Source organism: Acetobacter sicerae, assembly GCF_011516765.1.
In the GTDB taxonomy this organism is placed as follows: Bacteria; Pseudomonadota; Alphaproteobacteria; order Acetobacterales; family Acetobacteraceae; genus Acetobacter; species Acetobacter sicerae.
Genome location: NZ_JAAABN010000011.1, coordinates 55,853 through 71,336 on the forward strand (window position 1 = coordinate 55,853; position 15,484 = coordinate 71,336).

Genomic DNA, 15,484 nt, shown 5'->3' on the forward strand with positions numbered 1-15,484 from the left:
CGTGAGACTACGCCAAGGACATGTCTAAACCGTTTCTATAGCCGCCTCTCTCATGACAGGGCAGCCCCGGAAGCCTTCCTTCACGTCATATCTTCGGATCGACATGGAAAACGCAGAAGCAGCGCATCATCCGTAACCTGCAAAGAAGGATTGAGCGGAAAATCACGCTCCATCCACTCTTTCCAACGCCCGACCAGCCGCGCCGTCTCCTGCCAGTGTTTCAGAATCTGTGCCGGGCTCACATCCCGCCCGCGTGTTCCCCCATCTACATGCGTGAGGGTCGCATGCGGCGTCCATACGACCCGCCATCCCGCTGCACCGGCACGCAGGCAGAGATCAATATCATTGCAGGATACCGCGAACGATTCGTCGATGCCGCCGACCTGATCGAAGACTTCCCTACGGATCATCAGACACGCACCAGTGACGGCGCTCAGATCCCGCTGACAGATCAGCGCGTTCAGATACCCGATATCCCCGGCTTTCGCCCCGCGCTGGAGATGCGTCGCACCATCCCGCGACAGCATCACCCCGGCGTGTTGAAGTGTGCCGTCCGGATAGAGCAGCCGTGCGCCCACAATACCTACTCCCGGACGCAGACTTTGCCGCACCATCTCATCCAGCCAGCCCGGATGCAGAATTCGCACGTCATCATTGAGCAGAAGCAGCACATCTCCGCGACCAAGCGCCGCAGCCTGATTGTTCAGCCGCGCCCAGTTGAATGTGCCTTCCTGTCGGAGAATGCTCACGATCGGATGGCGGGACAGGTCCTCAAGCAGCGCCAGCATGTCAGAACGGACACTACCGTTATCCACCACGATGATTTCCAAACGTGGATAATCCGTTTCTTCAAGAAGCCCCCGCAGGCAGGTTTGCAGAAAATCCGGCCTGTCTTTTGTGGGAATAATGATCGACACAAGCGGAACAGTGGATGGCAGCGGATAACGAACCCGGAGACTTTCTGTTTTTCCCGGCACCAGAGCCGCTTCTGTCAGAACGACATCCGGTCGATGACGCGCAAGATGCTTTTCCGCCAACCGGCGGAAGTGCGATTGGAGAAAGACATCATCGGCATCGTTTCTGAAACGATGGAAGAGCACACTCGGCAAATGAACAATCTGTCCCGGTTTCCTGCCCTCCACGACGGCGAGTTTCAGCGCATACAGCCAGCAGGCCGAGGTCGGTGGCAGCTCACGTGATTCCTCAACGCCATCGAGTTCCTCGGCAACGTCCTGCACGCGACGCCTTGAAAAGATACAGAGCTGCCCAAGCGTATCACTTGCCAGCAGTTGATCCTCGCTCCAGCCCGGCTTCAGGCAGGCTCCGACGTGATCGCCTGTCCGATCAATCCTGTCTTCATCCGTGAAAAGCAGGATGGTTTCAGGCCGGGCTTCCAGCGCTGTGACGATACGGGCAAGAGCGCCGTCTGCCAGCCGATCTCCCGGTTCAATGAAAGCGACATAGGTCGCCTGCCCTTCGAGCCGCTTTGTCGTGCGTCGGATGCGCCGCTGGTCCGGATCGGTATTCAGGCGCCCGAATACCTCGGCAGAGGCGGCCACATGCAGCGTCCAGTTCACGTCTTCCTGCCTGAAGAACGAGTTCAGGGTGAGCCGGGCGGCTTCAATGTCATCGCTTCCGACAGTCATATGGACATCGAAAGAGACACGGCTTCGACACGATTTTTTTAGGCTACCCCCTGTCTCAGTCTGCAAGGCTGAAAGGAACCACAGCGCATAGGCGCGGTCATCATCAGGAGAAGCGCTTTCCGGATAACACAACCGAAACGGCATGATCCCGGCGCGGTTTTCAGGAAGCTGTGCCGCCACGACCAGATCCTCACAGAGGCGCTGCTTCAGATCCGCATCGGAGGAAACGGAAATGCCCGTCCTGTGTTCATACATCCGACGAAACTCGTCTGATTGCACGACAATCCGTGCCAGACAGCGCAACGAAGCCTGCGTCACTTCCCCGGTTCTACGATCCACCGTGCGGCGCATAAGTCGCATGATCTCGCCCTGATCGGGCAGACGTTTCAATCCGACACGAAACATCGCGCCCATGGCGAGGGCCGCCTCATGGATCTGTCGTGCGGAAAGCGACACGGCACGCCCCGGAAGAGTCTCAAAATATCGTTTTTGTATCAAATATATTTCGATCCGCTATCAGGTTGACGGAGACCCTCCGGTAATGGTGGATGCCTGCACGCCGTCACGTAACAGGCCTGAGCCTTATGATACGATCTTCTTCTCAATGCACGATCCGCGTCGATGTTGACGATCTTTTCCAGTATGCGATGGCCAATCCCAGACCAAGTGGAATCCAGCGTGTCGTCTACGAAATTCTGGGCGTTCTGGAGGAGCGTGCGGCCGTGCATCCTCAGCAGCCACGTATTCTGTTCGTACGCAGGGGTCGGAGCGGTGAACCTTTTGCAGAAGTCTCATGGTCCGACATCACCGCTCTGTTCAGCACACTCACCGGCATGGAACAGACAAGTGAAAGACGCAGCAATACCCGTCGCACCGGACAGTCTCTTCTTCGTCAGCCTCGCTTTGGTGAAAACCTGCGCAGAACCCTGATTTCAAAATTTCAGTCCATGCCGGACGATATAGGAAAACCTCTTCTGGCGTCCGGCATTGCGCAAATCCGGGCAGCCCACCTGCTCCGGCAATGCTTCCGACCGCCACATGACAGGCAGGCCGCTTCCAAAACGGAATCTTCTTCCGAAGTCTTCTCTTATAAAACAACGATATTTTCCAAGAATACAATATCATCAGAACAAAAAGACATCTTTCTGATTCTCGGCGCGGCATGGTGCGATCCGCTTTTCAGTGAACGCCTTCGCCATGCGCGCGAACAGTATGACATGCGACCCGTGCTGCTCGTCCACGACCTGATACCGTCTCGTCGTCCGGAATGGTGTGATCCTTCTCTTGTCAGGAATTTTCAGCACTGGCTGAAGACCAGTCTTCCACACTGTTCCCGGCTTCTGGCAGTCAGCAGAGCGACCGCGCGAGATGTAGAACAGTATGCAACCGAACACGGGCTGGAACTGTCTCCTCCTGTTCAGGTGATGCCCATGGGCTCAGGCTTCAGCAGTATGCTGACAGGATCAGGGACACTTCCAGTCGGACTGCCCGCCGCAGGCTCCTATGTTCTGTTCGTTTCCACACTGGAAGTGCGCAAGAATCACGCATTCCTGCTGCGCGTCTGGCGTCGTCTTCTCAACGAGGGAAAAGAGGCCGACATTCCGACACTGGTTTTTGCCGGACGTGTCGGCTGGCTGGTGCGTGACCTGACGCAGCAACTCGATAATAGCGACTGGCTGAACGGCAAGATCAGACTCATTTCAGATCCAACGGACGAAGAACTGAAATATCTCTATCAGGGCAGTCTTTTTACCATCTTCCCATCCCTGTTTGAAGGATGGGGCCTGCCGGTGTCGGAAAGCCTGATGATGGGTGTTCCCTGCCTTGCATCGCACGCCACATCAGTGCCGGAAGCCGGGGGACAGTTCGCCCGTTACTGTGACCCTGAAAACGTCACGGACGCAGTAGAAAAAATTCGCGAACTTCTCGCTGACCGCGAACAACTCTCTTTGTGGAAAAACGAGATCAGAACAGGCTTCATGCCCACCTCATGGGAACAGTCCGCCGACATGCTGCTGGACACCTGCCTTGCAACGTCCCACGAGGAGGCCCGACCGTAATGTCCATGCTATGGGTCGATGTGACCGATCTGCTCGATTACCTTGGTCAACACAACAGACCGAGCGGCATCCAGCGCGTTGTATCCGAACTCGGCCGGGCTCTTGTGGAATGCGCCCTGGAACGCGTACGGTTCGTAAGGCGCTTTGCAGGCCCGTGTGATTTTGAAACAGTCAGCTGGCAGGACATGGAAAGCCTTTTCGCAAAGGCGGCGGAAAAGGTCATTGCACACGGAACTGTGCAGACCGCAGTTTCATCATCTGATGATGCAGGACTATCCATCCCTCCTCAGGGACGGCTCGCTCTCATCAGAGAATCAGCCGCCATGCAGATTTCCACTTTCCGACACCTGAACCGGCTTGCGGACAATCTGGCCAGTCGGGTCAGGAGAGCTGTTCGTCATAGATCAGGACAGCATCACGCCGCTCTCCTGCACACTGACTCCGGCCGCCTGCTGTCCGAGCTTGCCCGTCCCGGCGATTTCTTTTTGGTTCCCGGCTCCCCTTGGGATTTTGCGGACTATTCCCAGACCGTGCGTTGGTTGCGCGATAGCCGAAGGGTAACATTCGGGCTGTTGATCCATGACATGATCCCGATTTTCAATCCTGAATGGTGTGATCGCGGTGTGATCGCAAGCTTCACAAGCTGGCACAGGACCGTGCTGCCGCTGGCGGACCATGTTTTCACAACCAGCGCCGCTACGGCATGCGATGTTCAGAAATACGCCCGACAGGAAAGGATCTCTCTGCCATCGGAACCGGTGCCCATCGGCGTGGGCGCAGCCTTTCACCGCCATACGCCCGGATCAGGCCGTCCTTCCCATCTTCCTGCGCCCAACAGTTATGTTCTGTTCGTCTCCACACTTGAGGCGCGGAAGAATCACATCCAGATGGTGCGGGTATGGCGTCGTCTTGTGGAAGAACGGGGCGCTGCCCATGTGCCGACGCTGGTTTTCGCAGGGCGTGCCGGCTGGCTGGTGCATGATCTGATGCAGCAACTTGCAGGCATGAAGTGGCTGGACGGGAAAATACGCCACATCCCCAGCCCTACCGACAGGGAACTGGCATTTCTCTATGAGGACTGCCTGTTCACCGTGTTCCCCTCACTCGCCGAGGGGTGGGGTCTTCCCGTTTCGGAAAGTCTGGCGGCCGGCAAACCCTGTCTGGCGTCCGGCACGACCGCCATACCGGAAGCCGGAGAGTCGCTGGCGCGCTACTTCGACCCGGACAATGCAGAAGATGTTTTCAAAGCAATTTCAGAAACACTGGATGATCCGCAGGCGCTGTCTGAGTGGAGCAACCGCATTCGCAGGGCGTACAACCCTCCGCAATGGCGGGACTGCGCGCAGCGGATTCTGGAGCGGACCGCTGCCTGCGGCCAGTCCTGAATCCCCTGTCACCGGAGAGCCTCATTCACTCTCCGGCACAGCATTCTCAGAAACCGGCGTCTTTCCAGGGATTGGAAAGCGGGCGGGCGCCATAGTGAGAAATTACTTCGGACGCCGCCAGCGAGGCCAGCCGTCCGCATTCTTCCAGTGAACGGTTCGAGGTAAGGCCGGTCAGGAAGCCCGCTGCATACGCATCGCCAGCGCCGGTCGTATCTACAACCTGTGTCGGCACGGGAGCGATATCGACCCGCTCGCCGCCACGGATCACCACGCTGCCCAGTTCGGAGCGTGTCAGCGCCGCGAAGCTGGTGTCTTCCGCAACATGTCGCGCAGCCGTTTCAAACTTGTCCGTCTGATACAGCGCGCAGATCTCATTCTCATTGGCGAAGAGAATATCAATGTGCCCCTTGATCAGATCCAGAAATGCGTCCCGATGACGGCCTACGCAGAAGGGATCCGAAAGAGAAAGGGAAACCTGACGCCCGGCGTTATGCGCCAGTGTCGCCGCCCGTCGGAAGGCTTCCTGCGCATGCGGCGGATCAAAGAGATAACCTTCAAGATAGACGATGGAGGACGCTGCAATGACATCATGCAGAACGTCTTCCGGGGAAAACTGCGTGCAGGCTCCAAGATACGTGCACATCGTACGCTGGCCATCCGGCGTGATCAGCACGATGCAACTCGCCGTCGCCAGATTGGCCCCCAGCCGTCCGTCCAGCGGTTTGGACGGAAAGGCGACACCACATCCACGCATGTCTTCAGAAAATGCGTTTCCGGCCGTGTCGCCCGAGACCTTGCCGAGATACGCCACACGAGAACCGAGCTGGGCCGCCGTCACGCAGGTATTGGCGGCTGATCCACCCCCCGTCTCGCACTCGACCTGCACCGCATCCCGCAGGGTTTTTACCCTATCCTCATCAATCAGGGTCATGCTGCCGGCCACGAGGCCCTGAGCTTCGAGGAAATCGAAACTCACCTTCGCCAGCACATCCGTGATGGCGTTTCCTATACCGCAAAGATCGTAAAGGATGGTCATACCTTGGTCCCGCTGACTGAAAAGCTGGTCTCCTCTACCTCCAATGTACTGGCGCAGTCCATGCCTCCAGAGCCCCCTCATTTCCGTTCCCGATCCCCGGAGAAGCGTTTATCAGCCATTTTCCGGGAAAATTCCGTAACGAACTCCCTTGTCGAGCGCCCCCTTATGCGTATAACCGTGAGGAACCGCTGACATTGGCTACAGACTTCCATTCCGAAGCTGACGATGTCGGCAGCTATCCGGTCGCCTTGCGGCCCATACACGAGTGACGGGGTTTTTCTTGCTATTCAAGAGACACAAACCTGACGCCTCCAAGACCCAGTCAGCCGGGTCGGCCACGTCTGCGACCGGTAGCAATGCCGGCGTTCCCCGGTCGCCTGCTTCTGGTTCTTCCGAAAGCAAATCTGCAAAAGCAGATGCTGGCGGACATGGAGCCATCTTTTCGCCCAAGCCGGCAGGCGAGTCAGACAGGTCGCTAACCAGCACTGCTGGTTCTTCCTCACCTTCGAAGGATTCAACATCTATGGGTCGTGCTCCCTTTCCTCCCACGTCCGGAACTCCGGGGTCATCCCCTGCCGGTGGTCCTACCCCGCCGAGCGCACCGCTCGCAGGCGGACAGGGCATCGTCCCGGGCCAGCGCCCTTCGGCCGTGAACGCCCCGCGTGATGATCGTCGCACCCTCGTTGTCGGTCGCGGCATCAGCGTTCAGGGCTCCGTGCAGGATGCAGAGCGCCTCGTGGTTGAAGGCACTGTCGAGTCCAGCATGATCAACGCCAAGGAGCTGTCCGTTGCTCCGGGCGGTCTGTTCCGTGGTGGCGTCGAAGTGGAAGACGCAGAGATCGCCGGCACCGTTGACGGCACGCTGACTGTTCGCGGTCACCTGACCGTTGCAGCAACCGGCCGTCTGCTTGGCAAGGCGACCTGCAAGCGTCTGCGCGTTGAAGATGGTGGTCAGATCACAGGTCAGCTGGAAATGCTCTCCGACAAGGATGTAGCGACCAAGACCGACAAGCCTGCCTGATCAGGGAGTCAGAAAAGCACAGTTTCAAACCTGTGCGTCTGATTACAAAAAACCCGCCATATGGCGGGTTTTTTTGTTGCCACTTTCTGATTAAGCCGCAGAATCTCTTCTCCTGGGGGATGGAAGCAACGAGACGGCCTCCATCCGATAGAAAAGCTCCTGATTTCCCACTCAGCCCGCGTTTTCGCGACGATCACGCAACTTGACGTAAGCCATGGCAGCATGTTCCGCGCAATAAGGCTTGCCCGGCAAAGGTGTCGCACCACAGAAGTGGAAACCCGGGGTTCCCGGATCACCCAGCGGCCAGCAGCAGGTTGCACTGCGACGACGAGGCTCCATCACGGCAGCCAGCCGCTGAGCGGCGGGACGCGAGGCCGGAGAAGCTTTTTTCGCGACCGGAGCGGGCTTTTCTACGACAGCCTCTTCCTGCGCCACTTTAGCCAGAGCTGGAACTGTCGCTTTCACGCGCTGTTCAGCGGGCTTTTCGTTCACGGCAACAGTTTCCAGCGGCTTTGCGGGAGCGCTTTCTGTCTTCATGCTGCTGACAACGACCGGCTTTTCAGCAGGCTTTTTAACCTGAGACGCTGGCGCCTCTCCGCTGGTTGCTGCATCAGCAGTGACCGCGGCTGGTGGCTGAGCAGCAACCGCGCTTACGGACGCAGCAGGCGCACTCTCGGCAGCACCTGTTTCCTTGGCAGTACGACGTGGTGCCGACGCCTTGGCCTGTTCTCCGGTCTCTGCCGTTTTCTTGGCGGCTGTTTTTCCATCCTGTCGACGAATCGGAGACGGACGTGCGGGAAGTCCCAGACGGTGAGCCTTGCCCACCACCGCGTTCTTTGTAATTCCGAGTTGTCGCCCGATCTCAGCCGTTGACAGTCCTTCCTGCCATAAAGCCTTGAGACGGGCGATTGTCTCGTCTGTCCATTCCATGACACGCCTCTCCCATTCTCGGACGGTCGCACCCGGTTCCGAGTTCTGAGCGAAAATATGATTTTCGCCACACACACTCAAGCAACAGTCATCGAAACTCCGCAGCGAACATCACAATGCCCTCGCAGAGTCTTGTGACATCGCCGCGTCAAAGTCTCTTACCCGTTCAGACGTTCGCATCCGAACAGGATTGGCCCTGATTATCCGTCCGTATCAGACGAAGTCGCCCCGCACTGACACCGAGAGACAGATGCCCCTCGAACAGCGCAAGCGCCTCCTCACCAAAAACATCACGACGCCAGCCCGTCAGTAGCGGCCCGGTCGGGTCGGGGTCCAGAGCAAAAGCGTCAAGATCGTCGGAACTGGCCACAAGCTTGGGGGCAACATCGTGCTTTTCACACTGATACGCCAGCAATACCTTTAACAATGCAACCAGCGCCGGAGAGGGACGCGGACCATCAGACCCCTTCCCGCTCCGCACGACCTTTGGCAATTGCGCATCCGGGAGCTGGACGGCATCGCGGATCACATCCAGCAATTCCTGCCCGGCCCGGCCTTCCGCAAATCCACGACTCACGCCTCTCACACGGGCCAGGTCATCCGTATTGCCCGGCACCGTCGCGGCAATCTCCAGAAGACTCTCGTCCTTCAGCATACGTTGCCGTGGAATATTCGCATTCTGGGCTTCCCTCTCCCGCCACGCGGCAATCGCCCGCAGGATACCCAGCATCCTGCGGTTATTCGTCCGGGCGCGGAGCTTTTCCCACTGCTTTTCGGGGTCCACCCGTAATCTGTCCGGATCAGAGAGTGCAGCCTGTTCAGCGCTGACCCATGCCGATCTGCCTTCCCGCTCCAGTTGCTTGAGCAGGGATTCATAGACCAGGCGCAGATAGGTCACATCCGCCGCAGCATAGGCCAGCTGGGCCGGCGATAGCGGACGGACCGACCAGTCCGTGAAACGATGGCTTTTGTCGATTGATGCGCCGGTGACTGCGCCGACAAGATTGTCGTATCCAACCTGATCGCCATATCCGGCCACCATCGCCGCCACCTGTGTATCGAACAGGGGCTGCGGAAGGCGATCAAACAGATGCAGAAAGATTTCCAGATCCTGACGGGCTGCGTGAAAAACCTTCACGACAGACTGATCATCGAACAGGACTGTCAGGGGCGTCAGATCAAGATCCGGCGCAACCGCATCGATCAGGACGACTTCCTTCTCCCCGGCGATCTGAAGCAGACACAGCTCGGGCCAGTAGGTCTTTTCCCGCATGAACTCGGTATCGACCGTAACGAAAGTCTCGTTTCTGAGTCTTTCGACTGTTTCTGCAAGGTCAGTCGTGCTGGTAATCAGACGGGGCGCCGGAAAGCTGTATCGGGGACTTTTAGCCATGAGCGTTCCATACACAGAGCCGCTGAAAAGCGAAAGTGTGCTTCCTTGACGTCAGCACCACGCCAGTGACACATCGCGTGAAAGATTGAATGGAGACAGACCATGACCGCGCAGAATGACGACCGGGAAACCCTTACCCAGCTCGGTCGATCCACACCGATGCCACAATCGCCCGAAGAGGCGGAACTGGAACGCGTCCCGGCCCCTCACAAAGGGAAACAGTATGTTGTGCGCTTCACTGCGCCCGAATTCACATCGCTCTGCCCCGTCACAGCCCAGCCGGATTTTGCGCATCTGGTGATCGACTACATTCCTCGGGACTGGATTGTCGAAAGCAAGTCTCTGAAGCTGTATCTCACCAGCTTCCGAAATCACGGCGCGTTTCATGAAGACTGCTCGGTGACGATCGCAGAAACGCTCGTCAAACTACTTGATCCGGTCTGGCTGCGGATTGGCGCTTACTGGTATCCCAGAGGCGGGATGCCTATTGATGTCTTCTGGCAGACGGGCCTGCCGCCGGAAGGCGTCTGGATCCCCGCTCAGGATGTTCCAGGTTATCGAGGACGCGGCTGACTGTCTCTTCACCTGCATCTGCACGAGGGACAACTTTACGGGGGTGTCGTCTCACCCCGTAAGAGCCGGAGTTCCATTGCCCATCAGATCGGGATCAAAGGAGCAGCGTTCCTTTGTGAGGTTCAGGGGCAAAGCTCTGAGCCCGACTTTGCAAGATATACAAACGTCATACAAAAAGCCCCGGCTCAGAAAACTGAACCGGGGCTTTTTGCTGTAACAATCATGACCGAAGAGCTTTAGCCGCCAGCTCCGGCGTCAATCTCGGCCCGTACGGACTGAATCTTCGACATCAGTCCTTCAAGACGGGAAACGTCTGACTTGTCGGCTGACTCCCATGCTTCCGTCAGGGCTTCAAGCCTTGCCGTAGCGGCGTCGATGGAAATTTCCGTAACCGGTACGGCTTCGTCCGCAAGGATCGTGCACCGTGTCTGCGTCATATCCGCAAAGCCACCACCAACAAAGTAATGGTCAGTAGGGGTCTCGCCTTCATAAAGGGTAACGGTGCCGCCACGCAGAAGCAGCATCATGGGAGCATGCTCGGGCATGGCGGCGATATCGCCTTCCTCACCCGGCATGACGACCATGTCCACGTCGCGGGACACCAGAACCTTCTCCGGGCTGATGATCTCGACCTTGATCGGCATTCTGTTGGTCCCTTCCGACGTCGGCGACTTACGCCGCTTCCTTCATCTTCTCAGCTTTGGCGACAGCTTCCTCGATGGAGCCAACCATGTAGAAGGCGCCTTCCGGAAGATCGTCATACTCACCGGCAACGATCGCCTTGAACGAACGGACCGTGTCTTCGAGCGAAACCAGCTTGCCCGGAGCGCCCGTGAACACTTCGGCCACGTGGAACGGCTGGGACAGGAAGCGCTGGATACGGCGAGCGCGGGCGACGAGCTGCTTGTCGTCTTCCGAGAGCTCGTCCATGCCGAGAATGGCAATGATGTCCTGCAGGGACTTGTAGGTCTGCAGGATACGCTGCACGTCACGGGCGACCTGATAATGCTCTTCACCAACGATCTTCGGATCAAGCGAACGGGAGGTGGAATCCAGCGGATCCACAGCCGGGTAGATACCCATTTCCGCGATCGAACGGTTGAGAACCGTTGTTGCGTCCAGATGAGCGAAGGTCGCGGCAGGAGCCGGATCGGTCAGATCGTCGGCAGGCACGTAAACGGCCTGAACGGAGGTGATCGAACCCTTCTTCGTGGAAGTGATGCGTTCCTGCAGAGCACCCATCTCCGTTGCCAGCGTCGGCTGATAACCCACGGCTGACGGGATACGGCCCAGCAGAGCGGACACTTCCGAACCAGCCTGCGTGAAGCGGAAGATGTTATCGACGAAGAACAGGACGTCCTGGCCTTCCTCGTCACGGAAATACTCAGCCTGTGTCAGACCGGAGAGCGCAACACGGGCACGCGCTCCCGGCGGCTCGTTCATCTGGCCATAAACCAGCGCCACCTTGGAACCGTCCGTGGAGCCGTCTTCGTTGACCTTGATGACGCCTGCGTCCTGCATTTCGAAATACAGGTCGTTACCCTCACGGGTACGCTCACCAACACCTGCGAATACGGACACACCACCGTGCGCCTTGGCGATGTTGTTGATCAGTTCCTGAATGATAACGGTCTTGCCGACGCCGGCGCCACCGAACAGACCGATCTTGCCGCCCTTCAGGTACGGGCAAAGCAGATCAACGACCTTGATGCCTGTCACGAGAATTTCGGATGCGCCAGCCTGCTCTTCAAACGAAGGAGCCTCGCGGTGGATCGGAGCCGTGCGCGTGGTGCGGATCGGTCCTTTTTCGTCGATGGCCTCACCGATCACGTTCATGATGCGGCCAAGCACTTCCGGGCCGACCGGCACGGAAATCTGTGCGCCTGTGTCAATGACTTCCTGACCGCGGACAAGACCGTCGGTGGTGTCCATGGCGATGCAGCGCACTTCGTGTTCGCCAATTTCCTGCGCCACTTCAAGCACAAGAGTGTGGTTGCCCAGCTTTACGTGCAGCGCACCAAGAATCTTGGGCAGCTCGCCTTCAAACTGGACGTCAACGACAGCGCCACGAATCTGGGTGATACGGCCGACATTGTTTGACGAACCCGCGGCTGAAGACTGGGCCGGGGTCTGTGTGGTGGTGTCCGACATGGGATCAGCTCCTGCGGGCAAATTCGGTCTGAATGATACGGGATCGGATGGAGGCGGCGATCAGACCGCCTGCGCACCCGAGATGATCTCGATAAGGTCGTTGGTGATGTTGGCCTGACGTGTCCGGTTGTAGGTCTGCGTCAGACGGTCGATCGCCTTGCCTGCGTTTCGGGTGGCGTTGTCCATGGCGGTCATACGCGCACCCTGTTCGCCGGCCGCCGACTCAAGCAGGGCAGCATACATCTGTACCTGCAGATTGCGCGGCAGCAGACGTTCCAGCAGCACCTGCTCGTCCGGCTCGAACTCATACTGAGCTGCGTTCGGATCAGGCTTTGCTTCGGCTTCTTCCAGTCCCAGCGGGATGAGCTGCAGGGGCGTAGGCACCTGCGACATCACGTTCCTGAACTGGTTATAGATGACGGTGCAGACATCAAACTGTCCGGCTTCCAGAAGCGCCGTAACCTTCGCACCGAGATCACTCGCCGCAGAGAACGGAATTTCCTTGCCACCCACACCGATCACATGATCGACGATCAGATCGGCATACTCACGGGACAGATAGTCATATCCCTTGCGGCCGATCGGAAGCAGCTTGACGACCTTGCCTTCAGACTGGAGGCGACGGATCGTCAGACGGGTCGTGCGGTTGATGTTCGAGTTGAACCCACCGGCAAGACCACGGTCACTGGTGATCGGGATCAGGAGATGAACACGGTCATTACCCGTGCCGGCAAGAAGCTGCGGAAGACCATCCTGACCAGTCATGGATCCGGCAAGTTCGCCAAGCATACGACGCATGGCAGCCGCATAAGGGCGGGCCGCCTCAGCGTGCAACTGGGCGCGGCGGAGTTTCGCCGCCGCGACCATTTTCATCGCGCTCGTGATCTTCTTCGTCGATTTGACGCTTCCGATCCGTGCGCGGAGTTCCTTCAGGGAGGCCATGAACGGTTACTCGCGATCAGGCTGTGAAACGACGATTGAAGTCCGTAAGGAACTCGCCGATCTTCGTTTCAAGATCCTTGGTGATCTGACGCTCGGTGCGCAGAGCCTGAACAATGTCCTTGGCTGGGCTGCGCAGTTCGGCCAGAAGCTTCGTCTCCCAGGGCACGACCTTGTCGACAGCAATGCCGTCGATATAGCCACGCGTTCCTGCGAACAGCACCACAACCTGCTCTTCAACAGACAGCGGGGAAGACTCAGGCTGCTTCAGGAGCTCCACCAGACGGGCGCCGCGGGCAAGCTGCTTCTGCGTCGCCGGATCAAGGTCGGATGCGAACTGGGAGAACGCAGCCATTTCACGATACTGGGCAAGCTCAAGCTTGATCTTGCCGGCGACCTGCTTCATCGACTTGATCTGCGCGGCAGAACCAACACGGGAAACCGAACCACCAACGTTCACGGCCGGACGGATACCACGATAGAACAGATCGGTCTCAAGGAAGATCTGACCATCGGTGATGGAAATCACGTTTGTCGGAATGTAGGCGGCGACGTCACCAGCCTGCGTTTCGATGACAGGCAGAGCTGTCAGGGAACCGGCGCCATTCGCGTCGGACATCTTCGCAGCGCGCTCCAGCAGACGGGAGTGCAGATAGAAGACGTCACCCGGATAGGCTTCACGAGCCGGCGGACGACGCAGCAGCAGCGACATCTGACGGTAAGCAACAGCCTGCTTTGACAGATCGTCGTAGCAGATCAGGGCATGCATACCGTTGTCACGGAAATACTCACCCATGGCGCAGGCGGAGTAAGGCGCCAGATACTGCATCGGAGCCGGATCGGACGCCGTTGCCGCCACCACGATGGAATAAGGCATCGCACCGCGCTCTTCGAGCGTACGGACGAGTTGGGCAACCGTGGAGCGCTTCTGACCGATCGCGACGTAGATGCAATACAGCGACTTCTTGTTATCGCCGAGCGCATTCACCTCTTTCTGCGCCAGAATGGTGTCGAGCAGGATCGCGGTCTTACCGGTCTGACGGTCACCAATCACGAGTTCACGCTGGCCACGTCCAATCGGCACGAGCGCGTCAATGGCCTTGATGCCGGTCTGCATCGGCTCGCTGACCGACTGACGCGGCATGATACCCGGAGCCTTGACTTCCGCAGGCTTCATCGTGACGTCTGTGAGCGGGCCCTTGCCGTCGATCGGGTTGCCGAGACCATCGACAACGCGCCCGAGCAGGCCCTTGCCGACCGGAACCTCGACAACCGCACCGGAACGGTTGACGGTATCGCCTTCACGGATCTCCGTGTCGGAACCGAAGATAACGACACCAACGTTGTCGTTCTCAAGGTTGAGGGCCATGCCCTTCTGACCGGCCGTCGGGAAGTCGACGAGTTCACCGGCCATGACGTTCTGAAGGCCGTAAACGCGGGCGATACCATCGCCAACGGTCAGAACCGTTCCTGTTTCGGCGATTTCTGACGCCGTGTCGAATGAAGCGATCTGCTGCTTCAGGATATCCGAAATCTCAGCGGGACGGATTTCCATCACGCGGCTCCCTTCATGGCATAATGCAGGCGTACAAGGCGGGATTGCAGGCTGGTGTCAACAAGGCGCGGACCGACGCGCACCACAAGACCACCAAGGATCTCGGGATCAACGTGCTCCTGAAGCACGACACGCGAATAACCGGCTTCGGCGAGCTTGCCCTGCAACTGGGCACGCTGCGCTGTCGTCAGGGGCTGCGCGCTGACGATCTCAGCGGAAACCTCACCCCGACGGGCGGCAGCCACGGCGGCGAACGCCGCCAGAATCTGACGAAGACGGGAAAGTCGGCGATTGTCAGCGATCACGCCCACGAAATTAATGATCAGATCGCTAAAGCCCTGCTGCCTGATGACAGCAAGAACTGCCTTGCGGGCGTCTCTGATATCAAGACGCGTGTCCTGCAGGACGGCCGCGAACTGAGGGCTTTCATCGATCAGTCTGGCGAGAGCGTCAGCCTGGGGCAGGACCTCGTCGAGCTTCCACCTGTCGGCGGCAAGCTCATAAAGCGCGGTCGCATACCGCCCGGCGAGGCCACCTGTCCCCACCGGGGACTGAGCAGCGGATCGGGTACTTGTTACGGCAGTGGCCACTGTCGGCTGTTTCCTTCTGCGTTCCCCAGGGGCATCGGAATGCGCGGTCCCGGTCCGGTTTCACACCCGACCCGTAAAGCACACCCGGTCGCATTTGTTATTGTCGCGGCCTCTAGCATGGTGACTATCGGCGCGCAACAGACCAGATGAAGAGAAGTCAATCTTCCCCTAATATTTCAACCCGGCAACAATCCGGACTTCCACG

At 58.4% G+C, this 15,484-nt stretch carries 13 protein-coding genes; 4 read left to right on the top strand and 9 right to left on the bottom strand.

Annotated elements, in window-relative coordinates; translation table 11 throughout:
• Nucleotides 1-80 precede the first annotated feature (80 nt).
• Nucleotides 81-2,102, bottom strand: a complete 2,022-nt coding sequence (locus GVI59_RS12660; RefSeq protein ID WP_338422099.1) for a glycosyltransferase family 2 protein — start codon at nucleotides 2,100-2,102, stop codon at nucleotides 81-83.
• Between the two features lie 128 nt (nucleotides 2,103-2,230).
• Here GVI59_RS12660 and GVI59_RS12665 point away from each other — a divergent pair, with 128 nt between their 5' ends.
• Nucleotides 2,231-3,706 carry a glycosyltransferase family 4 protein gene (locus GVI59_RS12665; protein ID WP_173574576.1) on the top strand — a complete coding sequence of 492 codons (1,476 nt, stop codon included), beginning with the start codon at nucleotides 2,231-2,233 and terminating at the stop codon, nucleotides 3,704-3,706.
• Complete coding sequence (locus GVI59_RS12670; protein ID WP_173574577.1) at nucleotides 3,706-5,091, top strand: glycosyltransferase family 4 protein; 1,386 nt, start codon at nucleotides 3,706-3,708, stop codon at nucleotides 5,089-5,091. Before GVI59_RS12665 ends, GVI59_RS12670 begins: the two co-directional genes overlap by 1 nt.
• 46 nt (nucleotides 5,092-5,137) lie before the next feature.
• Here GVI59_RS12670 and GVI59_RS12675 read toward each other — a convergent pair whose 3' ends face one another.
• The gene (locus GVI59_RS12675; RefSeq protein ID WP_173574578.1) at nucleotides 5,138-6,127 is read right to left on the bottom strand and encodes an adenosine kinase; all 990 of its coding nucleotides are present in this window, start codon (nucleotides 6,125-6,127) and stop codon (nucleotides 5,138-5,140) included.
• A gap of 523 nt (nucleotides 6,128-6,650) precedes the next feature.
• Here GVI59_RS12675 and GVI59_RS12680 point away from each other — a divergent pair.
• A complete protein-coding gene (locus GVI59_RS12680) occupies nucleotides 6,651-7,148 on the top strand; it encodes a bactofilin family protein (protein ID WP_173574579.1) in 498 nt (165 codons plus the stop codon).
• Between the two features lie 171 nt (nucleotides 7,149-7,319).
• On the opposite strand, the gene GVI59_RS12685 is transcribed toward GVI59_RS12680, so the two are convergent.
• Both GVI59_RS12685 and rnd read right to left on the bottom strand, forming a co-directional pair.
• On the bottom strand, nucleotides 7,320-8,078 hold the full coding sequence (locus GVI59_RS12685; protein WP_173574580.1) for a GcrA family cell cycle regulator: 759 nt from the start codon (nucleotides 8,076-8,078) through the stop codon (nucleotides 7,320-7,322).
• 166 nt (nucleotides 8,079-8,244) lie between these two features.
• Nucleotides 8,245-9,471, bottom strand: a complete 1,227-nt coding sequence (rnd, locus tag GVI59_RS12690; protein WP_173574581.1) for a ribonuclease D — start codon at nucleotides 9,469-9,471, stop codon at nucleotides 8,245-8,247.
• A gap of 102 nt (nucleotides 9,472-9,573) precedes the next feature.
• Here rnd and queF point away from each other — a divergent pair, with 102 nt between their 5' ends.
• Nucleotides 9,574-10,044: a preQ(1) synthase gene (gene queF / locus GVI59_RS12695; protein WP_173574582.1), complete on the top strand. Its 471-nt coding sequence runs from the start codon at nucleotides 9,574-9,576 to the stop codon at nucleotides 10,042-10,044.
• 236 nt (nucleotides 10,045-10,280) lie between these two features.
• On the opposite strand, the gene atpC is transcribed toward queF, so the two are convergent.
• From atpC to GVI59_RS12720, 5 genes are read right to left on the bottom strand one after another with little or no spacing between them, the layout of a single operon-like run.
• Nucleotides 10,281-10,688, bottom strand: coding sequence for an ATP synthase F1 subunit epsilon (atpC, locus tag GVI59_RS12700; RefSeq protein WP_010665847.1), 408 nt, complete (start codon nucleotides 10,686-10,688; stop codon nucleotides 10,281-10,283).
• Nucleotides 10,689-10,716: 28 nt separating this feature from the next.
• Nucleotides 10,717-12,195 carry a F0F1 ATP synthase subunit beta gene (gene atpD / locus GVI59_RS12705; RefSeq protein WP_173574583.1) on the bottom strand — a complete coding sequence of 493 codons (1,479 nt, stop codon included), beginning with the start codon at nucleotides 12,193-12,195 and terminating at the stop codon, nucleotides 10,717-10,719.
• Between the two features lie 60 nt (nucleotides 12,196-12,255).
• A complete protein-coding gene (locus GVI59_RS12710) occupies nucleotides 12,256-13,137 on the bottom strand; it encodes a F0F1 ATP synthase subunit gamma (protein WP_173574584.1) in 882 nt (293 codons plus the stop codon).
• 16 nt (nucleotides 13,138-13,153) lie between these two features.
• Nucleotides 13,154-14,689: a F0F1 ATP synthase subunit alpha gene (atpA, locus tag GVI59_RS12715; RefSeq protein ID WP_173574585.1), complete on the bottom strand. Its 1,536-nt coding sequence runs from the start codon at nucleotides 14,687-14,689 to the stop codon at nucleotides 13,154-13,156.
• A complete protein-coding gene (locus GVI59_RS12720) occupies nucleotides 14,689-15,279 on the bottom strand; it encodes a F0F1 ATP synthase subunit delta (RefSeq protein ID WP_173574586.1) in 591 nt (196 codons plus the stop codon). Before GVI59_RS12720 ends, atpA begins: the two co-directional genes overlap by 1 nt.
• Nucleotides 15,280-15,484: the final 205 nt, after the last annotated feature.